Here is a 26,478-nt window from a genome sequence, read left to right on the forward strand (position 1 = left end):
GCGATGCACCTGCTTCTTATGCATTGTATTTTTTGATCTACGATCGACAGAACTGTCACATCTCTGCAACCATTTCTGTTATAGGTTGTATACTTTTTGTCTTTATTCTTGCTTTGGTAGATGAGGGTCGACAGGTTTCGGGGCTAAAATGAGAATCTTGTCACGATGAGTTCTTATTTATTTCCGCCACGTGCCTGGATGTATTAATCAGCGCACAAGTGTCCAATATCCGCGCTCTGAAGCAGGCTTTCTGCCTATGACCTGAGACATCATATCAAAGAAAGGCGTGTGCGATGTTTAGGTGTTGCTCTTCGTTCGACCAAAAGCTGTGATCCAAGTATGTTGTCGAACGTTTGAAAATACAAATTTTGATCAAATGCTGCGTTAAACCCTCTGTATGTTGCTCAGGCTATGGCAGTCCCTGATATCACAAGTGAAAGTCAGCTTAACATGATAAAACTTGGTACAAACTCGAGATGCATGATGCCAGATTAAGTGAAGCGACAAAAAAGGCCCCGCGATTGCGGGGCCTTTTCTTTTTATGCCTGATATTTAACGAGAGAAGGTTGGATTAGAGCGAGCCGCCCAGATTCAGACCGTAGAGCGGGGAAACGTCGCTCACATAGTCTTCGACCTGATCGATCACGCGCAGACGACGGGAACCGTTTTCCCATTTCAGAGCGACGGTGAAACCATCTTGATCGTTGTCATAGCCAAAGGACTCACCGTAGTTGGCTTCGAGAGAAACGGTGTCGGTGAAGTTGTAGGTGCCGCCGATGGTGGCGATGCCGTAATCCCCGAAATCCTCGTTCTCGGTCATCAGAGAGACGCCAAAGGTGAAGGTGTCGTTGAAGTCATAGGTGGAGGCGATGTAGGTTTGACCATCATCGAAATCGTCGCCCCATTCGCTGGCCAGATCGACGTCCCAGTTGGAGGCCTCGTAGGTGTAACCCAGGAGGTATTCATCTTCGTCGCCGGCAGCGGCGTCGATGTTGGAATAGCGGGCGTAGACCGTGGAGGCACCGAAGCCGTAGAAACCGGCGAGGGTTGCGACATCTACGTCGCTGTCGTCCCAGGAACGATAGTCGACGGCGACACCGTAGTTGGCGGCTTGGTATTCGAGGCCGAGACCCAGAGCGGTATCGTCACCGTTATTGTCGGAGTCGTAATAGTCGACAGCACCGTAAACGGTCAGGCCGGGGATGATGGCGTAGCCGACGGTCAGGTCAAGTGCGCTCGCATCGTCGAAATCAGAGGTCACGTAACCAGCAGCGCCGGTGAAGGAGAAGTTGCCGGTCACATAGTCGAAAGCGCCGGTCAGAGCTTGCGCGTCGTTGCCGTCGATGTCGTAGTAGGTGCCTTCAACGGTGCTGTAGGTCAGACCGTTTGCGGAGGCTGCACCAGCGGCTGCCAAAAGAGCCAACGTGATTGCGGAAGTATGTTTCAGCATGGGGAGTTGCCTTTAATAAGTTGCTATAGCGCTGATCTAGATCCGCACATGAAAGAGTTAAAGTTGTGCGGTTTGAGAAAAATTATCGCGTTACTTTTTTGTCACAAAACTTTTTGTGATGCTCTGTGAGGTAAAGAAAAACCGGATGACGAAATTTCGCCATCCGGTTGATTTTTAAGCCTAAATTTAACCTCAGGCGATCACGAAATGAGGAGCGATCAGCTCTCTGCCTCATCCTCATCTTCACTTTCCGCGATCCAAGCGACGGAAACGACCTCCTCGCCCTTGCCAGTGTTGAACACCTTCACACCACCCGCGCCACGCGAGCGGAAAGAGATGCCATCGACAGGGCAGCGGATCGACTGGCCTTTCGAGGTGGCGAGCATGATCTGATCCTCCATGCCGACCGGGAAGCAGGCGACGATCGGACCGCCGCGCATGGTTTTCTCCATCGCGGTTACGCCCTGACCGCCACGGCCACGGACCGGGTAATCATGCGAGGAGGACAGCTTGCCGATGCCGCCCTTGGTGATGGTCACCAAAAGCTCCTCGGCGGCTTTCATCTCTTCGAACCGCTCCATGGAGATCGAGCCTTCTGCGACCTCTTCGTCCTCATCCGACACCTCGGCCTCATCTGCGCCGACCTGTTGGCGACGCATTTTGAGATAGGCCTGACGCTCATAGCTTTCCGCGTCGAAGTGACGGATCACGGACATAGAGACGACCTCGTCGCCCTCATTCACAAGTTTGATGCCGCGCACACCGGTGGAAGAGCGCGAGTTGAACACCCGCACATCCGGCACGGGGAAACGGATCGCGCGACCGCTGGACGTCACCAGCATCACGTCATCGTTTTCATCGCAAATCCGAGCGTTGATCAGGCGGGTGCCTTCGTCTTCGCCTTCGAATTTCATCGCGATCTTGCCGTTCGACTTCACATTGGTGAAATCCGACAGGCGGTTGCGGCGGACGGAGCCTTTCGAAGTGGCGAAAACGATCTGGAGATCGTCCCAATCCTTCTCGTCACGGTCCACGGGCAGGATCGCCGCGATGGACACGCCCTGCGGGATCGGCAGGATTTGCAAGAGCGGCTTGCCCTTCGCCGTCCGGCCGCCTTGGGGCAGGCGCCAAGTCTTCATCTTGTAGGCCATGCCATCGTCGGTGAAGACCAGAAGCTGGGTGTGGGTGTTCGCCACAAACAAGGTCGTGATCACATCCTCATCCTTGGTCGACATGCCCGACAGGCCTTTGCCGCCGCGTTTTTGCGCGCGGTAGTCGGCCAGAGGCGTACGTTTGGCCCAACCGGATTGAGTCACGGTCACCACCATGTCCTCTTTCTCGATCAGATCCTCGTCGTCCATATCGCCGGACCAGTCGACAATCTCGGTGCGACGCGGCACGGCGAATTGCGCTTTCACGTCGATCAGCTCGTTCGAGATGATCTCCATGATCCGCTCGCGGGAGGCGAGAATTTCGAGGAATTCCTTGATCTTGGCAGCCAACTCTTGCAGCTCGTCGGTGACTTCTTTGACACCGATTTGTGTGAGGCGTTGCAGACGCAGATCGAGGATCGCGCGGGCCTGAACTTCGGACAGGTTATAAGTGCCGTCCTCGTTGGCCTTGTGGTTCGGATCGTCGATGAGCAGGATGTAGGGCAGGATCTCCTGCGCCGGCCAGCGCCGCTCCATCAATTTGATCCGCGCCTCGGAGGCATCGGCAGAGGAGCGAATGGTCGCGACCACTTCGTCCACGTTCGACACAGCCACGGCCAGACCACAGAGGATATGCGCCCGGTCACGTGCTTTGCGCAGCTCAAACGCCGTGCGGCGCGCCACCACTTCCTCGCGGAAGGTGATGAAATGCTCAAGGAAGTCGCGCAGCGTCAGCTGCTCCGGGCGACCGCCGTTCAAAGCCAGCATGTTGCAGCCGAAAGAGGTCTGAAGCGGCGTGAATCGGAAGAGTTGGTTCAGCACCACCTCAGCGGTCGCATCGCGTTTCAGCTCGACCACGACACGCACACCGTTGCGGTCGGATTCGTCTTGGATATGCGCGATACCCTCGACGCGTTTCTCGCGCACCAGCTCCGCGATCTTCTCGATCATCGTGGATTTGTTCACCTGATAGGGAATTTCCTCGACGATAATGGCGTAGCGATCCTTGCGGATTTCCTCGATCTTGGTCTTGGCGCGCATCACCACGGAGCCGCGGCTTTCCAGATAGGCTTTGCGAATGCCAGAGCGTCCAAGAATGGTCGCACCGGTCGGGAAGTCCGGCCCCGGGATGATTTCCATCAACCGCTCGGTCGACACGTCCGGGTTCTCAATGAGCGCCAGCGTCGCGTCCACGACCTCGCCCAAGTTGTGTGGCGGAATATTCGTCGCCATACCGACCGCGATCCCGCCCGCGCCGTTGACCAGCATGTTCGGGAATTTCGCAGGCAGAACAGTGGGTTCGCGTTCCTTGCCGTCGTAGTTGTCCTGGAAATCGACGGTGTCCTTGTCGAGATCGTCCAGAAGCGCGCGCGCCGCCTTGGCCAGACGCGATTCCGTATAACGCATGGCCGCAGGCGGATCGCCATCCATCGAGCCAAAGTTGCCCTGACCGTCGATCAGCATCAAAGACATCGAAAACGGCTGCGCCATCCGCACAAGCGCGTCATAGATCGCGCTATCGCCATGCGGGTGATAGCTGCCCATCACATCGCCCACGGATTTCGCGGATTTGCGGTAGGGTTTGTCGTGGGTGTAGCCGCCTTCTTGCATCGCAAAGAGAATGCGGCGGTGCACCGGCTTGAGCCCGTCGCGCAGATCGGGGATCGCGCGGGACACGATCACGGACATCGCGTAATCGAGGTAGGAGGTTTTCATCTCCTGTGTGATGGAGATTTTCGGCCCATCCCAAGCCATCGGTTGGCGCGGGTTTTCTTGTTCGTTTTCAGGGGTTTCGGGTGTATCGCTCACGTTGTCCGCCTGTTGTCTTTCATGTGACGGGGAAGCCCCCCGTATCTCGTTGTGTCACACTCTACCCCATACCGGATATGGGGTGCAATGGCGGATACTCTCGCGCGGTGGCAGCCAGCGGACAAGAGTGACAACATACTGTTTTTATTGACAGTTAACCAATCTGTGGCAGGATTTTTATGGGAGGCGCAAAAAAGGCCGAAAAACGGCCCCACCAACAGGAGACATGCACATGACACACACCACGTCGCAGGACATGAGCGAAATGGAGATGATGCTCTCGGGTTACGGGCTCACACTTGCGGAATTCACCTATCGAATGCCGGATCACCAAAGTGTGCTGAACACGTTTTCATGGCAACTGTTCGATCTGGCCCCGGATTACCCGAAGCTCTTTAAATTCATCGAATTCTGGCAGGAGAACATCGAAGGTCCGCTGCACCATGTCCGATTCACCCACCGCAAACTGATCGCGCCGGGTGAATGGCGCAATTGCGTGGGCGAATTTACGGTGCATTGAGAAGAGTTAAAACCGCTTCAACAGCTTTTTGAGCGGCGTTGTCGCATCGCCCGTTTGGCTGTCTTGCGACACTTTTTTAAAGCGTTGGCGCAGCGCCTCCGCGCGGGTGTCTGCCAATGTGCCGCCAACCCGCTTGCGCGCGCGGCGCGCGGTGGGAAAGGGGATGACGGATTTGATTTTACGCTGTGTCATGAACAAAAGATGGGGTGGATTTTCCCAAATCTCAAGCCTGTCTCACATCTGTTTTGCAGCTTTTCTCCAGGCGATGAACCAAAGTGCTGCAAAAACCAGCGAAAACACGAAGTTCCAGCCCGCCATGGTGATGCCAAGACCCCAGGTGTCCCAAACGATCTGATCGCAAAGCACCAAGCCCGGATCGCCTGCGCCACCGGGCAAAAGATCCATGCCGGACAGGCCAGACAGCGCGTCACCGGAGCCGGTGCAAGACGTAGGACCCGGCCACCATTTTTGCTCGACGCCCGCGTGGTAAAGGCCGAGGCCTGCGGAGACCAGCATGGTGAGCATCCCCAAAAGCGTCAGAACCCTGAGCCGCACCACCGCAAACAGAACCCCGATCGCAATGGCGATGGCATGGGGCCAGCGCTGCCATATGCACATGGGGCAGGGCGCAAAGCCAAAGGCCTGAAACACGAAGGCGCCCGAGAGGATCGCCAAGGACCCGACAGAGGCGGCGAGGGCAGGTTGGAGCGCGGCAAAATCGGAGGAATCTTTGGTCATAGGTATTTCACGGCATAGAAGCCGCCCAGGAAGATGACGATGAGAAGGGTGAAGACGAGGCCGAGACGGCGCTCGATAAAGTCGCGGATCGGGTCGCCGAATTTCCACAAAAGCGCCGCGACAACAAAGAACCGAAGCGCGCGTGCGGTGATCGAGGCGACGATGAAGACCGGCAAAGACAGGCCCGTGGTGCCCGACAAGATGGTGATCACCTTATAGGGGAAGGGCGTCACCCCCGCGATCAACACGGCCCAGGCGCCATATTCGTTATATTTCACGGCGAAGTCGTCGAAATAGGCATCTTTGCCATAGAATTCCAACACCGGGCGGCCCAGCGTTTCAAAGGCACTTGCGCCGATCCAATAACCCAACATGCCGCCCAAAACAGAGGCCACGGTGGCGATACCCGCGATTTTGAAGGCCTCGCGCGGGCGGGCGACGATCAGCGGGATCATCAGGATGTCGGGCGGGATCGGAAAGACGGAGCTTTCGATAAAGGCCACCAGAGCCAGCGCCCAAAGCGCATGCGGGCTTTCGGCCAGGGACATGGTCCAGTTGTAAAGCCGTCTGATCATCGCTGTCCCTATGTGCTGACGCGTCTTTGGCTCTTTAGGCCCCATTCCTGTCGCGGGGTCAAGCATACCCCGGGTCGGACGTGGCGCTTTGACCTTGTCCCGTCGGTTCCTGACGATATTGTGAGCACAGGTTTATTTTGGAATGGGGTGGTTGCGATGAAATGGCAAGGGCGGCGCGGCTCGCGCAATATCGAGGATCGGCGGCGCGCTGGTGGCGGTGTGAGAGGCGGCAAGGCCGTCGGCGGTGTCGGCGGCGTCGGGCTTTTGGCCATTGTCGTGATCGGCTATTTCCTCGGTATCGATGTGACACCTTTGCTCGAACGCGCGGGGGATATCTCCAGCTCCTCGCAAACGGTTGAAATCACACAGGCCGATGAGCAGGCGGCGCAATTCGTCTCCGTCACCTTGGCGGACACCGAAGAGATCTGGACCGACGTGTTCGACACCCAATTGGGCGGCGAATATATCCCGCCCATTCTCGTGCTCTATAAAGGTGTGACGCAAAGCCCCTGTGGTTCGGCCTCGGGGGCCACTGGGCCGTTCTATTGTCCCGGCGATCAAAAGGTCTATCTCGACACCGCGTTTTTCACCACCATGTCCCGGCAGTTGGGCGCAGGCGGCGATTTCGCGCAGGCCTATGTCGTGGCCCATGAGGTCGCACACCATGTGCAAAACGAGTTGGGCATCCTCGGTCAAGCCAACGCCTATCGCGCCAAGGCCTCTCAGGCCGAAAGCAACGCCGTCTCCGTGATGATCGAGCTTCAGGCCGATTGCTTTTCTGGCATCTGGGCGAAAATGGCCGATGAGAAATTCGGTTCCGTCGAGCATGGCGATATTCGCGAGGCTCTGAACGCGGCGAAACAGATCGGCGACGACACATTGCAAAAGAACGCCGGTCGCGTACCGCAGCCGCACACCTTTACCCATGGCTCCGCCGAGCAGCGCCAACGCTGGTTTGCGACAGGGTATAAGACGGGATCCGTCGAGGCCTGCGACACGTTTTCCGCCGACAGGCTTTAAGTCGGCAGACGCGCACAGGGGTAACGCAGGGGGAAGCGCGTGGGAGAAGCGCGGATTTTTTCAAAAACCGTGACGATCCCTCTGGACGTCGCCCGCGCGCTTCGCTAAACGCCTTGTACTGCGCAGCTTTTGCGGCGCTCTGCCCGTGTGGTGGAATTGGTAGACACAGGGGATTCAAAATCCCCCGGCTTTGCGGCCTTGCCGGTTCGAGTCCGGCCACGGGTACCAATTAAATCAAGGAGCTATCCACCAAGCTCCTGATCTGTGAAGGGTGTGTGTGAAAGTTGCTCACACACCTTACTCACACTTTCCCGTTTCATTTCCCGTCTGTTCTGCTTGATGATTTTCTTGGGGGTTGAGTTGAGGGCGGGGAGCGGACATTCGCTGCGCCTTGAATAAACGGCAGCAGTGTGCAGATTGCGGACGCGCACTGAGCGAAACGCGCAAAGCCTGTAGATATGCCATTACTCGCAGGATATTTTCTTGTACCTCCCGGATTTAGGAAACGGAAGATGTCCATGACCAAAGATCAACGCGAAATCCAACGTAAATTTCGGATAATTCGATCCGCGGAAGAGATCGGCGGGTCAAACTCTTACCGATGACGCCAAGCCTAGGCTGTACACCGCGAAGCTGGCCTAATCAATGGCGCCACCGATCCCAAATGGCACGCCAACAGGACGTCGCCTGAGCGCGAGGAAAAGGTTCTCTATTGACGCCGCAAATATCATCTGGGGCCCATACGGATCGTTTGGTAGATGGAGCGTTACCATAACGTTAAGAGGTCTGACGTGACGGTTTCCCTCATTTTGCGCCGTCATCGACTGTAACCGTCTCGATCTCTTCGCCGGTAGGGATCTGCATCAGCAGTTCCGGCAGGATCGGGCTGTCACCATGCCTGCTGGAAGTGAATTCGGTCGTGCGGATATCTCCAGTGGTTCTGTCCATCGCAAGATGCACCTTGTGCCAGTCACGTTGGCGCGTCGTGCCATGTTTACGGGCGAGACATTCGCCCGGTGCCACGAAAGCAGATGCCGGTGCTGTCGATCAGCAGTTTCAGCGGCGCACCAGAGCGCCGAAACGGGATATGCACCGAGATACACGCCTGACGCCGACACAATGTCGAATAGTCGAGCTCGGATCGAAGCAGAAGCAAAACGATCCTCGCAGCTTCTCAATGAAAGTGACGTTGTACGCGGGCGTTTGCCTCATCATGCACACGCCAGAGCCACAGCATCAACATTACGCCAACGAAACATATTACGATCGGGAAATACGGCCAAATCACCGATTCTGCGCGCTTCAATTTATCGTATCTTACGCGGAATTCCGCGACCTGCTCGGTCGTGGCAATCTGGATTTTGTTGGCATATCTGAAGAAGGCGAGCTGCTGAAATCTCGCGTGGCTCTCGGGCGCAACAAACTGGGCGTCGAGCGGCACGCAGTCAGCGCTGAAATACCAATCCCTGCCGAGAAGAGCGACTGTGTCGTTCCATTTCCTGTCAGTACGAAACATGGGGACTTCGGACCAATTTCTGTCGAGATAGGACGCGATCGCACGGCAATATTGCAAAGTCTGGAAGTCCATGCTGGCCTCTGACGTAGATATTCCGCACACGATGGGGGCCGGATCAGGATGGAGGCCCCTCATGCCGCAGCCCTCGAACATTGATACCGGCAATTCGCCTTGGATATCAAAAATCTCTTTGATCTCGTAATTCAGAGATTTCAGATAGTCCTTATAGACGACGATAAAGGCGCCGCTGAAGAGCACCCCAAGTCCCAGCAAATAAACGCCGTTGGCCGCCAGTTTAAAGACGCGGGAATGGGCTCGCAAAATGGGCAGCCGTGCTTTGACGTCTGCGGTGACGGAATAGTCTCCCAATCGCACGATATGGCTGCCGAAATCCGTGATGACAGCATCGGCTCGCGAAAGCATATCGCCGGTATTCTTGTGGGCTGTCTTCTGCCAGTAGATAGCGTCCGTCGCACCCGGAATGTAGGCGATTTCGAAATCTTGCTTGCTTTCCGCGCGCTCAACATCCTCGCGAAAAGACTTCATCCAATGGTCTGGCAGATCGACATAAATCGGGTGTCCGTAGAATGTATATATATCGTTGTTCAGGGACCAGTGCAGATGCTGCATTGCAAGAGTGTCGGATACGCCAAAAACCTCAATCTCGTCGGGGACCCGCAGAATCGGCCTGACTTTCAGAAATTGTGGGAATACCTGCCTCAGCCAGAGGCCGGTTACAAAAATCATAAATGCGGCGATCGAGCCCATGAACAAGCGAAGCCCCAGATCCTGGCTATCGTCTAGCGAAATACCCACCAGGAGCCCGACGGGGGCCACAAAGGCAACAGTAAGAACCACCTGATAAAACCAGAACATCGCATAGCTTAGCAGCCTGATCCGGTTGAAACGGCGCAGATAAACGACTTCCTCCAACGTTGCCAGCCTGTGAGTGGTGGCAACCTTGCGCAAGAGCTGTTCGACGGGTTGATCGGGCGTGATGACGGGCATAATTGGGGGAAATGAATGAGACTAGAAATGAATTGATATCTTTCGTCCTAAGGCAGGGCTGATCAGAATTCAACTTTGGGCATTGGTGTCAAATGGCTCTGATGCTGGTCGCGGCGAGGATCAGTTAATGCGAAGGAACAAAGGCCTTCGATGCATGAGTACGCAAACCAGATCATTATCTTGAGCGCCTTCTGTTGCGCTCGACCGGACAACAAAGGGCTGATGGGGGCCTGTGCCGCCATCCTGTCTGAAAACGACTAAAAATGTGCGAGCGCAAACGGTTAAAGTCTCGATTCGGCTCAGCAATTTAGATTGTTCGTAAAACTTCCAAAATTTGCCCGAAAAGCCCCGATTGGTTCCACCTCACAGGGAGTGCCTTCATTTTGCCACATTTTAGGACGGTTCCTTAAGGCGCGCGCGGCGGAAACTTAACCCATGGTAAACAGCCACTCTAATGACCCTCAAAAGAGACATTAAGGTTTTGTTATTAATGTATTTTTTGTTAAAATAATGACGCTGAAAATTGCCCTGAAAGCTGTAAGATCACAGTATTTTCCTGTGATGAAGGACACTTCATTGCCATATTTGATCACAATCCCGCCTTTTTTCCTGTTGTTTGGTCGCAATTTTGACTTATCCAGTAGGAGCCCACTGGGGGGCATTTAAAAGGCCACGGGGGCGGCCGCGTGAATCGAGTTCCGGGAAGGAGCCGACTTGTGCGTCCGTTGTGGAAATGGATTGACCTGCTGCGGGTCTGTCTGCTGCTGCATATTGAGACGATTGCGAGTGTTGCCACTGGCCTCTTAGGTCGTTTCTTTCCCTCACATATTCGGTCTGTGCGGACGTTTGTTTGGCCTCAAAAGGGTTGAGCCGTTCGGGCGTATCCCGGGCAAATGGTTACCGTTGCACGGGGGGATGTATGCCCGCGTTAACGAGGTGTGAAGGAGAGAGACGATGACATATAATCACCATGATCATGATGGTTGCGATCCTTCCGATCCGACCGATTCGGCGCTGGACGGGGTCGTTTCGGGGACATCCGGCGACGATCTGATCGACACCGCCTATACGGGTGATCCCGAAGGCGACATGATCGACGCGGGCGACAATGCGGCTGGCAATGACGACGACGTCGTGATTGCAGGCGGCGGAGATGATACTGTTTTTGCAGGCAACGGTGACGATATTGTCTATGGCGACGGCGGCGCGGGGTCCTCTTATGAGGCACAAGACGCTGATCCGCTGGTTCTGTCTTACAACAACTACCTCTACGGCAGCGACACCTCTTGGGGCAATAACAATGCCAAGCCGGGTGACAGCGCCATCTATAAGAATGTCACCACGCTCGAAGACGGCACCGTGGTCAACGCGCGTCTGGTCTTGGTCGAGACCTCTGATCCGAACCTCGATGTTGATCTTTCCGGCGGCAATGGCTCCGAGATCCTGTTGAATGGCTACAACTATTCCAGCCAGGGCGGCATGACCGCGACCTTCCGCATGGAATTCTACAACGCCGAAACCGGCGAGCCGGTCACGATCAACTCCACGGCGACTTTCAACGACATCGACAGCACCCGCAGCGATGGGCTCGATCCCGAATCCGTCACCGTGGATGGGTCCTCCTTCACCAACTTCGGCGTGAGCGGCGACAGCTCGCTGATCGTTACAAATGAGGACGGCACGGTCTCTGCGACCGGCACCGAACCCAACAGCCCAAGCGACCAGGACGCCTGGTTCTCCGCCTCTTTCGAAGGTCAAAGCTCGATCACCTTCACGCTCACCTCGCGTGATGTGAATTCCGGCTATTCCATGAATGGCGATCTGATCGACGATGCGGTCGTGACCCCGATTGTCGAGGGCAACGATTACATCGATGGCGGCGCCGGCAATGACACGCTCTACGGCGAAGGCGGCGACGACACTTTGGTCGGCGGCACCGGCACGAACTACCTTTCGGGCGGTTCGGGCGACGACACTTTCATCGGGGGTGCGGGGGCGGACACCTTCAACGGTGGCACAGGTCAGGACAACATCGACTACTCTGCCTCTGACTCTGCGGTGAACGTCAACCTCTCCACCGGTGAGCTTTCCGGCGGTGATGCAGACAATGACACCATTGAGAGCGGCATCGACGGTGTGATCGGTTCCGAATATGACGACACGCTCATTGGCTTCGACCATCAGGGCACCCATCCGGATGACACCTACACCAACGAATTCTGGGGCATGGGCGGTGACGACACCATCATCGGCGGTGGCGGTGACGACTACCTCAACGGCGGTGACGGTCAGGATTATATCGAAGGCGGTGACGGCGACGATGTCATCTACGGCGGGCCGATCGGCAGCCCGGATCGCGGCTATGGCCCCTATATCCCCGGCGATTCCGACACGGAGAACGACAAGGATACGATCTTTGGCGGCGCGGGCAATGACACCATCTATGGTGGCGACGACGATGACTACATCGACGGCGGCGAGGGTAACGACTTTATCGACGGCGGCTTCGATGATGACACCATCTTCGGCGGCGGCGGCAACGATACGATCATCGGCGGCGAAGGCTCCGACACCATCTACGGTGGGGACGGCGACGACATCATCTACGGCGGCCTGCATCCGGATTATCCCGATGCGCTGAACGTGCCGGATGACGAAGGCGATCTCGAGGTCGAAAACGGCAAGGACATCATCTACGGCGGCGCTGGCAACGACATCATCTATGGTCAGGACGACGACGACCTGATCTTTGGCGGCGACGGCAACGACATCATTTACGGTGGCATCGACAACGATACCATCCATGCAGGTGCCGGAACCGACTATGTCTATGGCGGTGAAGACAATGACACCATCTATGGTGGCGGCGACAACGACGTTTTGGATGGCGGTGACGATCAGGATACGTTCTATATCACCTTCAGCGATGTCACCTCGGGCGTCTATAACACCACCGTCCACGGCGGTTCGGGTGGCGTCGATTGGGACACGCTGAACCTCTCCGAGCTTTTGTCCAACGGCTGGGTGATCACCCACCACGTGCAGAACCCGGACAGCGATGGCAATGGCTATGACGGCCAGATCCAGCTCTACAACGCTGACACCAATGAATATGCCAACATCAACTACACCAACATCGAAGAGATCATTCCCTGCTTCACGCCGGGCACTTTGATTGCGACGCCGAAAGGCGAGATGAAGGTCGAGGAGCTGAAGATCGGCGATCGCGTCATCACCCGTGACAATGGCATTCAGGAAATCCGCTGGATCGGTCACAAGGTGCTCACCGGCGCCGAATTGGCCGCTCGCCGCGCATTGATGCCGGTTCTGATCCGTCAGGGCGCGCTTGGCGCCGGTCTGCCGGAGCGTGACATGGTCGTCTCTCCGAACCACCGGATGCTGGTCTCCAACGAGAAAGCCGCGCTTTTGTTCGAAGAGCACGAAGTTCTCGTGGCCGCCAAACACCTGACCCGTATGGAAGGTGTGGATGTGGTCGAGGCCTCTGGCGTGACCTACATCCACGTGATGTTCGACCGCCACGAAGTGGTTCTGTCGGACGGCACCTGGTCGGAAAGCTTCCAGCCGGGCGACTACACGCTCTCCGGCATCGGCGATGAGGCCCGCGAAGAACTCTTCGCGATCTTCCCGGAACTGGCCGAAGTGTCGACCCGTGGCGGGTTCTCCGCCGCACGTCGCATCCTGCGCAAACATGAGGCGGAGCTTTTGGTCTCCTGATCCTCAAAGGTTCGCTCTGATCGACGCGGTGGGGGTGCTTGGGCACAAAGCGTCGATCCTGATCGTCCCCCTCGGGAGTTTCCGGGGGAGACGGTTTCGAGCATTGTTACGAGTTGTTTGCTTTTCAGAACATAGAAACACCGCTCAGGGGGGCCTGGGCGGTGTTTTTCTTTCCAAAGTGGGCTCACATCTGGCGCCAATCCTCCGGCGTATTCACATGCCAACAGGGCGCCTCCGACGGCATCTCGACCCGTTTCGCGCCGTGCCGTTCGACCAGGACCTGCACGCCCTCGTCCCCCGTCAAATCCTCGAATTCCGGCAAGACCGACGCCGGGAAAATCACTGGATAACCTTCGCGCCCGCTTTGACATTGCGCACGCACGATCCGTGTGCCGCCGAAGGTCTCGAACAGAATGACCAAGGTTTCCAAATGGCTGGCGGTGATAAACGGCATATCGGCCATGATCACCGCAAGCCCATCCGCTTGTCGCGCCATGGCTTCGCGGGCGAGGGCTTTGAGCGTTTCGGACATCCCCAGATCGCTGTGATCCACCGTGATGAAATCGTCATGCGACCGCAACACATCGCGTCGGTTCTGGTGATAGGGATGGCTTTGGGCGGGCAGGGCGACGACAAAGGGCTGGCCCCGCGCCGCCGACACCGCCCGGCTCAACAACGTGTCCGGGGAATGCAAGGAGGGCGCGGTCGAGAGTTTATCGAACCCCATCCGCGCCGAATTTCCAGCGGCACAAATGCCTGCGAGAAGTTTCATGTCGAATGCCTCATGGTGTGCGGCTTGGGCGCCGCTGTAGAGTAGGAGAGAGAGACGGGGACGCCGAAAGGTTTTTCAGCACAACGCCGTTTCATATCTGCGCGCATCAGCGCAACGTCGGGCAACCACCCACACCATTACGGAAAAAAGACCCGCGCGCATGGGGGGGCACGCGCGGGTCTTTTGCTTATTTCTCGGGCAACAAACCACGCGGCGAGAACCGCAGCACGACCAACAAAATCACGCCCATGGTCAGGTAGCGCATATAGGCCACGCGGTCCATCAGCCCGGCCTTGAGCGCGGAGTCATCGGCCAGACCAGAGGTCAGCACACTCACGATCCAGGCGCCGATGGGTTCGACCTCGACCCAAAGGAACCAGATCAACATCCCCCCCAGAACCGCACCCCAGTTGTTGCCGGAGCCGCCAACGATCACCATGACCCAGACCAGAAACGTGTACCGCAATGGCTGGTAGGTGGTGGGCGTCAACTGGCCGTCGAGCGTGGTCATCATCGCGCCGGCAAAGCCGATGATCGCCGCCCCCAGAACGAAAATCTGAAGGTGCCGCCCGGTAACATCCTTGCCCATGGCCTCGGAGGCCACTTCATTGTCGCGGATCGCGCGCATCATCCGGCCCCAGGGGCTTTTGAGCGCCAGCTCCATCGCCAGAACGATGATCCCGATGACCGCCAAAAAGAACCCGGCATAGAGCAGTTTCACGAAAATCGATGAGCCAATGACCGGATCAGCGCCGATCTTGGCCATCAGGGACAGGAACCACTCGCTCTGCTGAAGGTCGATCTCATAGGGCACCGGACGCGGCAGGCCGTTGACGTTCTTCACGCCGCGCGACAGCCAATCCTCGTTTTTGAGCACAGCGAGGATGATTTCCGCGATGCCCAAAGTGGCGATGGCAAGATAATCTGAACGCAGGCCCAGAGCCGTCTTGGCCACGATCCACGCCGCTCCCGCAGCCAAAAGCGCACCGACCGGCCATGCCAGCATAACCGGAAGCCCCAACCCACCGAGATAGCCCGCCGTGGAGGCATCCACCGCCTCGATCGCAGCAACCGCCGGATCAAAGAGCGTGCGGTAGATGAAAAATCCCACGACAAGAAACGCGGTGAGAAACAGCCCGCGCACACGGGTTTTCGGAAGACGCGGATAGATCAGAACCGCACCGATGATGGTGCCAAGCCCGACGAGCAGCGCAACGATCATGCGGCCGCCACCGGCAGCCCAAGCGGCTGGCACAGGCGGCATGGAGGTCAAGACCACGGCCAAACCACCCAGCGCGGTAAAGCCCATGATGCCGACGTTGAACAGACCCGCATAGCCCCATTGCAGGTTCACGCCCAAGGCCATGATGGCCGAGATCAGCCCCATGTTGAGAATGGCAAGCGCCGAGTTCCACGATTGCAAAACCCCGACCGCAATGATGAGCGCCGCCATGGCCGCAAAATAAAGAGGTGCGCGGGGTAGGGGTTTGGCGGAATGTGTCGATGTATGGGTCATATGTTTTGCCCCTTGAAGAGACCTGTCGGTTTGAACAGCAGGACGATGATCAGGATGGCGAAGGAGACGGCGAATTTGTAATCCGTCGACAGAAGCTGCACCAACCCGTCCGGCACCCAGCTGTCAGGGCCGAGATAGGTCACGACTTTTTTGAAGGCGTAGGTCAGGGTCACTTCCGAGAAGGCAATGACAAAGCCGCCCGCGATGGCGCCCAGCGGATTGCCGATGCCACCGACGATGGCCGCGGCGAAGACCGGCAGGAGAAGCTGCTGGAAAATGAAAGGTTTGAACGATTTGTCGAGGCCATAAAGAGCGCCTGCGATGGTCGCCAAAGCCGCCACCAAAAGCCAGGTGATCGTCACGACGCGCTCCGGGTTGATGCCCGAGAGTAGCGCGAGATCCTCGTTGTCGGAATAGGCCCGCATCGACTTGCCGGTGCGGGTTTTGTTCAGGAACCAAAACAGCGCGGCCACGGTGATCATCGCGACGACCACGGTGATGACCTGCGTCGTGCGGATCGCGAGCCCTTCGGAGAGGCCCGACCATTCCTTGAAATCGCGGGCATTGACCACGAACCGCGCGCCATCGGCAAAGCGACGGTCGTCGGTGCCGACGATCATCCGCACCACGCCGTTGAGCACGAACATCACGCCGGTGGAAACGATCACGAGCATCACCGGCGCGGCTTTGACTTTGCGGTAGAACTTGTAGACCACCTTGTCGGTCGCCAAGAGCAAAAGCGCCGTCACCAAGATACCAAAGGGCAGGGCCAAAAGCGCGGTGGGCAGGACGCCCAGCGAAATCCCCCAGCTTTGGAACAGCCCCGTGACCAGCACCACAACCATGGCCCCGAAGGACATGGTTTCACCGTGAGCAAAGTTCGAGAACCGCAACACGCCGTAGATCAGCGTGACGCCCAACGCGCCAAGCGCGAGCTGCGCGCCATAGGTCGTGGCCGGAACCACGACGAAATTTGTGAACGCAACCAATGCGTTGAGAATATCCATCAGACAACCTCCTGACAGATGCCACCAAAGGGCAGCATTTCTACCCCCGGCGTCGGATCTTGGATGACAACATCGACATAGCCGGTCATCAGACCGTCTTCGCGCAGGTCCCAGAACCCCTTGCTGTCGATATGTTGATAACGGTGGGTGGCGGGGGCCTCGGCCGTTGTCTCGACGAGACAGGTGGCCTCCTGAGCGCCTTCTTCGCGCAGATATTTCGCGCAGCTCACGCCGTTGCCTTCCTCAAAGGAAAACCGCCAAGGCGCGCCGCCGCCTTGGACTATGACGGTACATTGCTCTGCGGCCATTGCGGTCGCGGGCAGGGCGGCGATCACGAGCGCGGCGCATGTCTTTTTCTTGGGAAAAATACTCATGCCCTCATCCCCCCAAGAACGTCCGGCGCACGTCCGGGTTCGCCAAAAGGTTCGCGCCGGTGTCGGTATAGGCATTGGCGCCCTGAACCAGAACATAGCCTTTGTCTGCAATCTCAAGCGCTTGGCGGGCGTTCTGTTCCACCATGAGGATCGAAATGCCGGTCTTGGCGACCTCGATGATGCGGTCGAACAGCTCGTCCATCACGATGGGCGACACGCCCGCGGTCGGCTCATCGAGCATCAACAACTTCGGCTTGGTCATCAGCGCGCGCCCTACGGCGACCTGTTGGCGTTGCCCGCCGGACAGCTCGCCCGCATTCTGGTTGCGTTTCTCATAGACCGCCGGGAAAAGCTCGTAGACCTGTTCAATCGTGGGTTCGATGTCGTCCTTGCGGATAAACGCCCCCATCTCAAGGTTCTCGCGCACCGTCATGGTCGGGAAAATATTGTGGGTCTGCGGCACAAAGCCCATGCCCTTGTAGACACGTTCCTGTGGGCTGAGGCGGGTGATGTCCTCACCATCGAGATGCACATGCCCCTCGCGCAGGTTCAGCATGCCGAAGACCGCCTTCATCGCGGTCGATTTCCCCGCACCATTCGGCCCGACAATCACGGCAATCTCGCCCTTTTGCACGGTCAGCGTACAGCCGTGCAGAATATCCGCGCCTGAGCCGTAGCCGCCGCGCATTTCATTGGCATGGAGGAAACTCATTCGCTCGCCTCCTCGGTTTTCTTGTTCTTCACACCAGTGCCGAGATAGGCCTCGATCACCGCTTCGTTTTGCATGATTTCGTCAGCGGTGCCGGTCGCCATGACCTGACCCTGCGCCATGACGATCACCGGATCGCAAAGCTGTTTGATGAACTCCATGTCGTGCTCGATCATGCAGAATGTGTAGCCGCGCTCGACGTTCAGGCGTTTGATCGCGTCGCCAATCGTGTACAAAAGCGTGCGGTTCACACCTGCGCCGACCTCGTCGAGAAACACCATTTTGGCATCGACCATCATCGTACGGCCCAGTTCCAAAAGCTTTTTCTGGCCGCCGGAAATCTCGCCCGCTTTCAAATCCGCGATATGGGAAATCGTCAGGAACTCAAGCACTTCGTCGGCTTTGGCCCGCAGAGCCCGCTCCTCATTGGCGATGCGCTTGCGCCCGAACCATGTGTTCCACAACGTCTCGCCCGATTGGCCCGACGGCACCATCATCAGGTTCTCGCGACATGTCATAGAGCCGAATTCATGCGCGATCTGAAAGGTGCGCAGAATGCCCTTGTGAAACAGCTCATGCGGTTTGAGCCCCGTGATGTCCTCACCGTCGAACAGCACTTGCCCCGAGGTCGGTGTCAAGACCCCCGCGATACAGTTGAAAAGCGACGTTTTCCCCGCGCCATTGGGCCCGATGAGCCCCGTGATCGAGCCTTGCTCAAGCGTGAGCGAGGCGCCGTCAACCGCGCGAAAACCGCCGAAATGCATGTGCAAATCACGCACTTCGATCATTTTATCTGTCCCCTAGATGTTTCGGCCAAAGTGCAAGCTGGCCGAAAAAGTCAGCCCGGGGAGCCTGTTACCCCCCGGGCCATATCATGTGACCTCCGGCTTAGCGGATGTCGATGGTCTCATAGGCCCCATCGGTGATCGTGTAGTAGCGGTAAGATCCCGCAGCTTCACCCGGCCCGATCAGTTCCACATTGGTGGCGCCGACATAGTCGATGTCACCGCCTGCGGCGAGAATATCGAGCGCTTTCTCGAAGTCACCCGGAAGGATTTTTTCGCCCGGCGCATTGGCCACATCGAGAAGGTTGGCCGCCACGGCCTCTTTGGTCGCTTCGCCGCCTTTGGCCATCGCAAGAGCGATCAGAGCGCCCGCGTCATAGCTTTCGCGCGTGTAGGTGCTGTCGACCAGAATGCCGGCTTCGGTGCCCAGCTCGGTGAAACGATCAGTGCCTTCGCCCTCGGCCCAGGGAACGACGCCCAGCGAACCTTCAACCATATCGGCAAGCCCCAGAAGGCTCTGACCATACATACCGTCGCCCACGAGGAAGGTGTCAAACGCGCCGGTGTCGATCGAAGATTGCAGAATGTTCTTGCCGCCCTGATCGATGTAGCCCAGCACCACAAGCATTTCACCGCCTGCGGAGGCCAGTGCAGCCACCTCTGCGGAATAATCTGCCTTGCCATCTTCATGCGAGGCGCTCAGCGTGATTTCACCATCGTAATTGGCGGCGAAAGCATCGGCGAGGCCTTTGCCGTAGTCGGAGTTGTTGTAGGTCACGGCCACGGAGGTGATGCCTTTTTCTTCCAGCACATCGGCCAGAATTTCGCCCTGACGCGCGTCAGAGGGCGAGGTGCGGAAGAACAGACCGTTGTCTTCGATCGAGCTCAGGCCCGGCGAAGTTGCGGAGGGGGACACCATGACCACGCCGTTCGGCACGGCCACATTGGACAGCACAGCCCCCGTCACGCCGGAACAATCCGCGCCGACAATCGCGAGTACGCCATCGGAGGTCACCAAACGCTCCGCCGCCGCCGTGGCCGCAGAGGCATCCACACAGGTGCTGTCCGCGCGCACGGAGGTGATGGTCGAGCCATCGAGGAATTTGCCCGTCTCGGAAATTTCCTTGAAGGCCAATTCGGCGCTGTCCGCCATATGCGGCATGATGGTTTCAAGAGGCCCGGTGAACCCGAGCAGGATACCAATCTTGACATCTTCGGCAGAGCCCGCGCCCGCCATGAGGGTCGCAGCGGTGGAAGCCAGAAGCAGCTTTTTCATATGGAAATACTCCCTGTTTTGGATCTTGTCCTAGGGCGGAGACTAGACGGGCTTTGATCGGATGGAAAGATATGCCGCGGCGTTTCGCGCTCGGATTTGGGGCATTTGCTCAAATTCTTCCGGGCCTGCGGGTCTGGTGGGTGCCGTTGCTGCGGGTTTTTGCCGTTCGAAGGGCTTGGGGCCCTGACCGACTCGGGCAGGCCTCGCCACCGCACCTTTCATTTGAAACCGGCAAAATTCGTATTACGTCAGACAAAACACCGAAAACCAAACACTGAGACCTTCCCCCCGACCTGAGAAAGGCCTTTTTCGATGTCTCTCATCCTCTCCCGTCTTGTCACGCCGCTTATTGCCAGTGTGTCTCTCGTTCTTCCCACGTCGTCATTGGCCGCAGATCGCATGGCCGGGACCACGCCCGTTGCCGTCACCGAGGTTGTGAGCGGTCTGGACGAGCCTTGGGCGATTGCGTTCCTGCCTGAAGGCGGCGTGTTGATCAGCGAGATCGATGGGCGGCTTTTGCATGTCCAAAACGGCGCGGTCACCGTGGTCAAAGGCACGCCGGAGGTCTGGGAAAGTGGGCAGGGTGGTCTTTTGGACATCATGATCCCGCGTGATTTCTCTGAGAGCCGTGAGGTGTTTCTCAGCTATTCCAAACCGATGCGCGGCGGTGCAGGCACCGCGCTTGGTGTCGGGCGGCTCGAAGACGACCGGCTTGTTGATTTTCAGGATCTCTTTGTGATGGCGGAGGGCAGCCGTAAAGGCCAGCATTTCGGCTCCCGCATTGTCGAGGCGACGGATGGCACGATCTACCTCACTGTCGGCGAACGTGGCGAGCGTGAGGCGGCGCAGGACAAGAGCCGCGCCAATGGATCGGTGCTGCGGATCAATCGTGACGGCACCATTCCGGCGGACAATCCGTTTCTGGGCGATGACGTCCTCCCCGCGCTCTGGTCCTACGGCCACCGCAACCCGCAAGGCGCGGCGCTTGACGGGCAGGGCCAGCTTTGGGTCAACGAACACGGGCCACAGGGCGGTGACGAGATCAATCTGGTCGCCAAAGGTGCCAACTATGGCTGGCCTCTGACGAGCTACGGCGAGAATTACGGCGGCGGGCGTTTCGCGCCTCAGACGCTTGACGGCACAGAGCCGCCCGCCCATCAATGGACCCCCTCCATCGCGCCCTCGGGCTATGCGATCTACGAGGGCGATCTTTTCCCGGAGCTCAAAGGCAAGCATCTGATCGGGTCGCTGAAATTCGACTATATTTCGGTGATGGACCCGGCCAGCTGGCAAGAGGAGCAATGGTCCTGGCCCGAAACAGGCCGCGTGCGCGACATCGCCTTGGCGCCGGATGGGGCGATCTGGTTTCTCTCGGTCGGGGAGGGTGCCGCCTACCGGATTGCACCGCGCGATTGACGTTTCCGCGCAGGAATTAGGCGTTTGCATGGGATTTCTACGCCCACTCCCGATTGTTTTGGGTTTTCTCGCAGGCGTCTCGCCTCTATAAGTCTTCAGACTTCGTGCGCGCTACCGCTAACACTGGCGGATTTGGGCACATGAGGGAGGAGAATAAATAACCGTTTTGGAGAAAAGACGATGACGGATTGGGTGAAAACCGCATGGCGCAACAAACCGCGTGTGCAAATGCCCGACTATACGGACGAGGCCGCGCTGAACGCTGTTGAGGCGCAGCTTGCCAAATATCCGCCGCTCGTCTTTGCAGGCGAGGCGCGCACCCTCAAGCGGGATCTGGCGAAAGCGTCGCGTGGCGAGGCCTTCCTTTTGCAAGGCGGCGATTGCGCCGAAAGCTTTGCCGAATTCGGTGGCGATCAGATCCGCGACACCTTCAAAGTCATGCTGCAAATGGCGATGGTTTTGACCTTTGGCGCGAAAGTGCCGGTGATCAAGGTGGGTCGCATGGCCGGCCAATTCGCCAAACCGCGCTCGGCGCCGACCGAGACCGTGGGAGGCGTGGAACTGCCGTCTTACCGGGGCGACATCATCAATGGATTCGAATTCGATGAGGCCTCGCGCATCCCCGATCCGAACCGTATGCTGCAGGCCTACACACAGGCGGCGGCCTCGCTGAACCTGCTGCGCGCCTTCTCCAAAGGTGGTTTTGCCGACATTCACCGGGTGCACTCCTGGACGCTGGGCTTCACCGAATCCGATGAGGCCGAGAAATACCGCGACATGGCGAACCGCATTCAAGATGCGCTCGACTTCATGAAAGCGGCGGGCATGACGGCGGAACACAACCCCGATCTGCAAACCGTGGATTTCTACACCTCGCATGAGGCGCTTTTGCTGGAATACGAAGAGGCGCTGACCCGTGTGGACAGCACCACCGGCGCTACGATTGCGGGCTCCGGTCACATGATCTGGATCGGCGACCGCACGCGTCAGCCGGACGGCGCGCATGTCGAATTCTGCCGCGGCGTTCAGAACCCGATCGGCCTAAAATGCGGTCCCTCGACCACGGCCGAAGACCTCAAGGTGCTGATGGGCAAACTCAACCCCGAAAACGAGGCCGGGCGTCTGACGCTCATCGCGCGTTTCGGTGCGGGCAAAGTGGCCGATCACCTGCCGCGTCTCATTGAGACGGTGAAAGCGGAAGGCGCCAATGTCGTCTGGTCCTGTGACCCGATGCATGGCAACACGATCAAATCCGAGAGCGGCTATAAAACCCGCCCCTTCGAACAGGTGCTTTCCGAGGTGCAGGAATTCTTCGCCGTGCACCGCGATCAGGGCACCATCCCGGGTGGCGTGCATTTCGAGATGACCGGCAAAGATGTGACCGAATGCACCGGCGGCCTGCGCGCGGTGACCGACGAGAACCTCGCCGACCGTTACCACACCGCTTGCGATCCGCGTTTGAACGCCTCTCAGTCGCTGGAACTGGCGTTCCTTGTGGCCGAAGAGCTGCAAAAAGGTCAGACCCCGGAGACGGTGGCGGCAACCGCCTAAGGTCTTGCAAAATCAAGATGTTGAAAGCCGGGCTTTATGTCCGGCTTTTTTTATTTTCCGCGCTGTCAGTCGCCGCGATGGAAGATGAAGCAATTCTCAACCAACTCATATCCCGCCGCCTCATAGAACGACATCGCGCCGGGCGCGGAGAGCAGCAGATGCGTTTTGACCTCCGGCGCCGCTTTGACGGTTTCGCGCAACAAAGCCTTGCCGATGCCGCGCCCCTGAACCCGCGCGTCCACCGCGAGGTCGGAGCAATAGAGGCAATAGGAGAAATCGGTGACAGAGCGTGCCACGCCCACCAAATGCCCCGCCGTATCGCGTGCGGTGACGATCAGGTCGGAGTTCGCCAACATCTTGGCAATCCACTGCGGCTGATCGACCGGACGGCGTTCGGCCAATGTTGAGGCGGCCAGCAGCGAGAGAAATTCAGAGGCGGAGAGGTCGGGCTCGATGGCGTAGGTGATCATGGGCGCTCCTTTATGTCCCCGAGAGGAGCATGTGCCCGGCGAATTGAAAAGCAAAAAGGCGCGGCTCTCCGCCCCCCAATTGTCGGAGTGTGCCGCGCCAGATGACCGTTGCCCTCACGGGGCAGGTCATATGAAATCCTGTTGCTTACTCGTCCGTTTTGACCAGACGCAGCACCGGCTTTGCGGGGCGCGGGGTCTCTTCCACCTTGTCCTGCGTCTCAGAGGTGGTGGATTTGCTGTCCTCATAGGCTTTTTTGGCCTCGGCGAAACCGGCAGGCACCGGCGTGCCTTTCGGCGTGGTGTCAAAGCTCTGATCCGCCGGATTGCCCAAGAGCGGGCGAGGCTGGATGTCCACCACTTCAAAACGGCGCGGCTGACGGCCAATCTCACCTTTGGACTGCAAGCACCCCAACACGCGGTTCACATCGCCCAAATCGGATTTCAGCGGGCAGAGCAAAAGCTGCGCATCCATCGCGCCGCGCCCGATGCCGCGTTCAGCCTTAAGCGTGATAACGGTGATTTGCGGGGTCTCGAACACGGCTTCAAGCGCCTCGGAGAGTTTCGCGCGGCTTTCCGGCACGAACATCGCCGTCAACGGCATGCCGCGCACTTCCATCCCCATGAGATCGGTCAAATGCATGCCAGCAAGGCGGAACCGGGCCACGCCGGGGGCAATGCGTTCGAGGATGAAAGCGAATTCCAGCGCCGATTGCATGCCGCGCGGGTCCACTTCGGAACGCGCCGGAACCGGACGCCCGTTACGCAGACCTTCCCAATAGGCCTCGACGGTTTTCAACGCCGGGAAATGCATCTCATTGCGGCGGGGCATGAGGGAGACGACGTTGGAGCCACTGATATATTCAATTTTCATCTCAACACCTATTCAACTGTGCGATCCGGGGCCCGTGCCGGGTCCTCAAGCGGGTCTTATTATGGGGTCGGGCGGGCGTTCTGCCGCTGGCGAAAGGGGCACTGGACCGCTTTGGCTCCCGACGTTGTTTTGTGCGACGATCTCTCATCGCTGGCTTGACCTGAATATGCCACGAGATTGCCTAAATTGGTGGAAAATCCTAACCATTGGTTAACATCTCGCAACAAAGCCTCGACAATACGGGGGTAAATCTTAGGAAACTGTAAAGGGTAACACCTCTGACGCGATACATTATCATTACATATCAATGCATTAAGATTTTTACGTCAGAAAAGATCGTTATCAGAGTTTTAACGTGATGCAGTTTTCTAAAATTTTATAGAACTCTCACAAAGCTGACAAAATAAGAAAGCCTGCCGCAAAAAAGGCAGAAATGTGACGCTGCATCTGCAAAGTGAGTCTCTTTGCGGCGGTCTAAAATCCAACGTTGCCACATTTGCCGCCCGTGCCGATGCTGGTCATGCCGCCAACGGGCGGCTATAGACGAGACAAGAGCGCCGCCATAGAGCCATGGCAGGCACCAAACATGCGAAGGGTTCACTATGCGCAGTGCAAACACGTCAGCCGAGCGACGCGGTCTTCTCATCATCCTGTCGTCGCCCTCGGGCGCCGGAAAATCGACGCTGGCGCGGCGTTTGATGGATTGGGACGAGACGCTGAGCTTTTCGGTCTCCGCCACCACACGCGCGCCGCGCGCGGGCGAAGAGGACGGCGTGCATTACCATTTCGTCGACGAGCCGCGTTTCAAACAGATGGTCGCCGAGGGCGAAATGCTGGAGCACGCCCATGTGTTCGGCAATTTCTACGGCTCTCCCGCCGCACCAGTGCGCAAGGCCATAGAAGAGGGGCGCGATGTGCTCTTTGATGTCGATTGGCAGGGCGCGCAGCAAATCGCCAATTCCGTGCTGCGCGATCACGTGTTGTCGATCTTCGTGCTGCCGCCCTCGATCAAGGAGCTGCGGCGTCGGTTGGAAACCCGCGGTCAGGACAGTGCCGAGACCATCGGCAAGCGGATGGAGAAAAGCTGGGACGAGATCAGCCATTGGGATGGCTATGATTACGTGCTGGTGAATGACGATCTTGAGGTCAGTTTCGAGCGCCTCAAGACGATCATCGCCGCCGAACGCCTGCGTCGGGTGCAACAGCCCGGTCTTATGGGGTTCGTGCGCGGACTTCAGTCGGAATTCGAGGAGGTGGAAGGATGACGCTTTATTCATTGAACGATCACGCGCCGGTTTTGCCGGAGAATGGCGACTATTGGGTCGCGCCGGGGGCGCATGTCATTGGCAAGGTGATCCTGGAGGAGGGCGCCAACATCTGGTTCGGCGCCACGCTGCGCGGCGACAACGAGGCGATTGTCGTGGGCGAGGGCACGAATATTCAGGAAAACGCGGTGCTGCACACCGATATGGGTTATCCGCTGAGCATCGGCGCGGGCTGTACCATCGGGCATAAGGCGATGCTGCACGGCTGTACTGTCGGGGAGAATTCCCTGATCGGCATGGATGCGACGGTTTTGAACGGCGCCAAGATTGGCAAGAACTGTTTGATCGGGGCAGGCGCGCTGATCACCGAAGGCAAGGAAATCCCGGACGGCTCACTGGTGATGGGCAGCCCCGGTCGTGTGGTGCGCGAGCTGACCGAAGCGCAGATCAAAGGGCTCAAAGCCTCCGCGCTGCACTATCAACAGAATGCGCAACGGTTCCGGGATGGGTTGAAAGCGCTCGACTGACGCCTGTCGCGACAGGCATCAGAAAGCCGTTCTGGCGGCGCTCAGTGCAACACCGCCTGAAGCCGCACCGGCTCCGGGCTCAGCATGTCGAAATCAAGCTCCGGGAACTGGCCGCGCACCTCATTGCGAACGATCTCCGGACGCGGCAGACCCTTGGTGATTGCCCGAAACGTGCCTTTGAACCCGGCCTGATGCAAAAACGCCGCCAGATCGAGGCAATCGAAATGCGCTGACATCACGGGGGACACGACACTGTCGGGGTTGATGCTGTGCAGGATATCTGCGGTGAGATCGGAAAATTCTATGAAAAACACACCGGTACGCTCCGGAAAGTGTCGCTTCAGCGTTTGCATGCGCTGAGGTTCACCCACCATCAGGATCATACCCTTGGGTTTGCTCTGCGCTCCGTCGAGATGC

The 26,478-nt window shown here is 58.0% G+C and carries 23 protein-coding genes, 1 tRNA gene and 2 pseudogenes; 9 read left to right on the forward strand and 17 right to left on the reverse strand.

Annotated elements, in window-relative coordinates:
- Positions 1–571 precede the first annotated feature (571 nt).
- The gene (locus LC094_RS14495; RefSeq protein WP_226553506.1) at positions 572–1,450 is read right to left on the reverse strand and encodes a porin; all 879 of its coding nucleotides are present in this window, start codon (positions 1,448–1,450) and stop codon (positions 572–574) included.
- 218 nt (positions 1,451–1,668) lie between these two features.
- Positions 1,669–4,410: a DNA gyrase subunit A gene (gene gyrA / locus LC094_RS14500; protein WP_226553507.1), complete on the reverse strand. Its 2,742-nt coding sequence runs from the start codon at positions 4,408–4,410 to the stop codon at positions 1,669–1,671.
- 232 nt (positions 4,411–4,642) lie between these two features.
- Between gyrA and LC094_RS14505 the strand changes: the two genes are divergently transcribed.
- Positions 4,643–4,930, forward strand: coding sequence for an usg protein (locus tag LC094_RS14505; protein WP_226553508.1), 288 nt, complete (start codon positions 4,643–4,645; stop codon positions 4,928–4,930).
- Positions 4,931–4,936: 6 nt separating this feature from the next.
- On the opposite strand, the gene LC094_RS14510 is transcribed toward LC094_RS14505, so the two are convergent.
- Genes LC094_RS14510 through LC094_RS14520 form a run of 3 tightly spaced genes read right to left on the reverse strand, consistent with a single transcriptional unit; the run spans position 4,937 to position 6,243 of the window.
- Positions 4,937–5,122, reverse strand: a complete 186-nt coding sequence (locus LC094_RS14510; RefSeq protein ID WP_226553509.1) for a hypothetical protein — start codon at positions 5,120–5,122, stop codon at positions 4,937–4,939.
- A gap of 42 nt (positions 5,123–5,164) precedes the next feature.
- The gene (locus LC094_RS14515) at positions 5,165–5,668 is read right to left on the reverse strand and encodes a disulfide bond formation protein B (protein ID WP_226553510.1); all 504 of its coding nucleotides are present in this window, start codon (positions 5,666–5,668) and stop codon (positions 5,165–5,167) included.
- Entirely contained in the window at positions 5,665–6,243 is a 579-nt protein-coding gene (locus tag LC094_RS14520; RefSeq protein ID WP_226553511.1) for a YqaA family protein, read from the reverse strand. The genes LC094_RS14515 and LC094_RS14520 overlap by 4 nt, the downstream gene beginning before the upstream one ends.
- Before the next feature lie 156 nt (positions 6,244–6,399).
- Between LC094_RS14520 and ypfJ the strand changes: the two genes are divergently transcribed.
- The 3 genes and pseudogenes from ypfJ to LC094_RS14535 form a co-directional block, all read left to right on the forward strand.
- The gene (ypfJ, locus tag LC094_RS14525; RefSeq protein WP_226553512.1) at positions 6,400–7,263 is read left to right on the forward strand and encodes a KPN_02809 family neutral zinc metallopeptidase; all 864 of its coding nucleotides are present in this window, start codon (positions 6,400–6,402) and stop codon (positions 7,261–7,263) included.
- A 141-nt stretch (positions 7,264–7,404) separates the two neighbouring features.
- Positions 7,405–7,491: transfer RNA gene (locus LC094_RS14530), tRNA-Leu, on the forward strand.
- Between the two features lie 290 nt (positions 7,492–7,781).
- Positions 7,782–8,084 (forward strand): annotated as a pseudogene (locus LC094_RS14535) (IS481 family transposase); the annotation flags it as partial.
- Here the strand turns inward: LC094_RS14535 and LC094_RS14540 are convergent.
- Both LC094_RS14540 and LC094_RS14545 read right to left on the reverse strand, forming a co-directional pair.
- Positions 8,083–8,395: pseudogene (locus LC094_RS14540) on the reverse strand (transposase); the annotation flags it as partial. The pseudogenes LC094_RS14535 and LC094_RS14540 overlap by 2 nt on opposite strands.
- A 42-nt stretch (positions 8,396–8,437) precedes the next feature.
- Positions 8,438–9,787, reverse strand: a complete 1,350-nt coding sequence (locus LC094_RS14545; protein ID WP_226553513.1) for a hypothetical protein — start codon at positions 9,785–9,787, stop codon at positions 8,438–8,440.
- 954 nt (positions 9,788–10,741) lie between these two features.
- Between LC094_RS14545 and LC094_RS14550 the strand changes: the two genes are divergently transcribed.
- On the forward strand, positions 10,742–13,522 hold the full coding sequence (locus tag LC094_RS14550; protein ID WP_226553514.1) for a Hint domain-containing protein: 2,781 nt from the start codon (positions 10,742–10,744) through the stop codon (positions 13,520–13,522).
- Positions 13,523–13,706: 184 nt separating this feature from the next.
- Here LC094_RS14550 and LC094_RS14555 read toward each other — a convergent pair whose 3' ends face one another.
- The 7 genes from LC094_RS14555 to LC094_RS14585 form a co-directional block, all read right to left on the reverse strand.
- Positions 13,707–14,294 (reverse strand): nucleotidyltransferase family protein, encoded by a 588-nt coding sequence (locus LC094_RS14555; RefSeq protein ID WP_226553515.1) that lies wholly within the window; start codon positions 14,292–14,294, stop codon positions 13,707–13,709.
- A 187-nt stretch (positions 14,295–14,481) separates the two neighbouring features.
- Positions 14,482–15,810, reverse strand: a complete 1,329-nt coding sequence (locus tag LC094_RS14560; RefSeq protein WP_226553516.1) for a branched-chain amino acid ABC transporter permease — start codon at positions 15,808–15,810, stop codon at positions 14,482–14,484.
- Complete coding sequence (locus LC094_RS14565) at positions 15,807–16,817, reverse strand: branched-chain amino acid ABC transporter permease (RefSeq protein ID WP_226553517.1); 1,011 nt, start codon at positions 16,815–16,817, stop codon at positions 15,807–15,809. Before LC094_RS14565 ends, LC094_RS14560 begins: the two co-directional genes overlap by 4 nt.
- Entirely contained in the window at positions 16,817–17,191 is a 375-nt protein-coding gene (locus LC094_RS14570; protein WP_226553518.1) for a hypothetical protein, read from the reverse strand. Before LC094_RS14570 ends, LC094_RS14565 begins: the two co-directional genes overlap by 1 nt.
- A 4-nt stretch (positions 17,192–17,195) precedes the next feature.
- Positions 17,196–17,903: an ABC transporter ATP-binding protein gene (locus LC094_RS14575; RefSeq protein WP_226553519.1), complete on the reverse strand. Its 708-nt coding sequence runs from the start codon at positions 17,901–17,903 to the stop codon at positions 17,196–17,198.
- Entirely contained in the window at positions 17,900–18,688 is a 789-nt protein-coding gene (locus LC094_RS14580; protein WP_226553520.1) for an ABC transporter ATP-binding protein, read from the reverse strand. Before LC094_RS14580 ends, LC094_RS14575 begins: the two co-directional genes overlap by 4 nt.
- 100 nt (positions 18,689–18,788) lie before the next feature.
- Positions 18,789–19,961 (reverse strand): ABC transporter substrate-binding protein, encoded by a 1,173-nt coding sequence (locus LC094_RS14585; protein WP_226553521.1) that lies wholly within the window; start codon positions 19,959–19,961, stop codon positions 18,789–18,791.
- Between the two features lie 312 nt (positions 19,962–20,273).
- On the opposite strand from LC094_RS14585, the gene LC094_RS14590 reads away from it, so the two are divergent.
- Both LC094_RS14590 and LC094_RS14595 read left to right on the forward strand, forming a co-directional pair.
- Entirely contained in the window at positions 20,274–21,377 is a 1,104-nt protein-coding gene (locus LC094_RS14590; protein ID WP_226553522.1) for a PQQ-dependent sugar dehydrogenase, read from the forward strand.
- A gap of 180 nt (positions 21,378–21,557) precedes the next feature.
- On the forward strand, positions 21,558–22,928 hold the full coding sequence (locus LC094_RS14595; protein ID WP_226553523.1) for a class II 3-deoxy-7-phosphoheptulonate synthase: 1,371 nt from the start codon (positions 21,558–21,560) through the stop codon (positions 22,926–22,928).
- Between the two features lie 65 nt (positions 22,929–22,993).
- On the opposite strand, the gene LC094_RS14600 is transcribed toward LC094_RS14595, so the two are convergent.
- Positions 22,994–23,398 carry a GNAT family N-acetyltransferase gene (locus LC094_RS14600; protein WP_226553524.1) on the reverse strand — a complete coding sequence of 135 codons (405 nt, stop codon included), beginning with the start codon at positions 23,396–23,398 and terminating at the stop codon, positions 22,994–22,996.
- A 145-nt stretch (positions 23,399–23,543) separates the two neighbouring features.
- A complete protein-coding gene (locus LC094_RS14605) occupies positions 23,544–24,269 on the reverse strand; it encodes a PAS domain-containing protein (protein WP_226553525.1) in 726 nt (241 codons plus the stop codon).
- Between the two features lie 602 nt (positions 24,270–24,871).
- On the opposite strand from LC094_RS14605, the gene gmk reads away from it, so the two are divergent.
- Both gmk and LC094_RS14615 read left to right on the forward strand, forming a co-directional pair.
- Entirely contained in the window at positions 24,872–25,534 is a 663-nt protein-coding gene (gene gmk / locus LC094_RS14610; RefSeq protein WP_226553526.1) for a guanylate kinase, read from the forward strand.
- A complete protein-coding gene (locus LC094_RS14615; protein WP_226553527.1) occupies positions 25,531–26,061 on the forward strand; it encodes a gamma carbonic anhydrase family protein in 531 nt (176 codons plus the stop codon). Before gmk ends, LC094_RS14615 begins: the two co-directional genes overlap by 4 nt.
- A 41-nt stretch (positions 26,062–26,102) precedes the next feature.
- On the opposite strand, the gene LC094_RS14620 is transcribed toward LC094_RS14615, so the two are convergent.
- Positions 26,103–26,375: a hypothetical protein gene (locus tag LC094_RS14620; protein ID WP_226553528.1), complete on the reverse strand. Its 273-nt coding sequence runs from the start codon at positions 26,373–26,375 to the stop codon at positions 26,103–26,105.
- Between the last annotated feature and the right edge of the window lie 103 nt (positions 26,376–26,478).

It is taken from the genome of Celeribacter naphthalenivorans (assembly GCF_020524585.1).
GTDB lineage: Bacteria > Pseudomonadota > Alphaproteobacteria > Rhodobacterales > Rhodobacteraceae > Celeribacter > Celeribacter naphthalenivorans.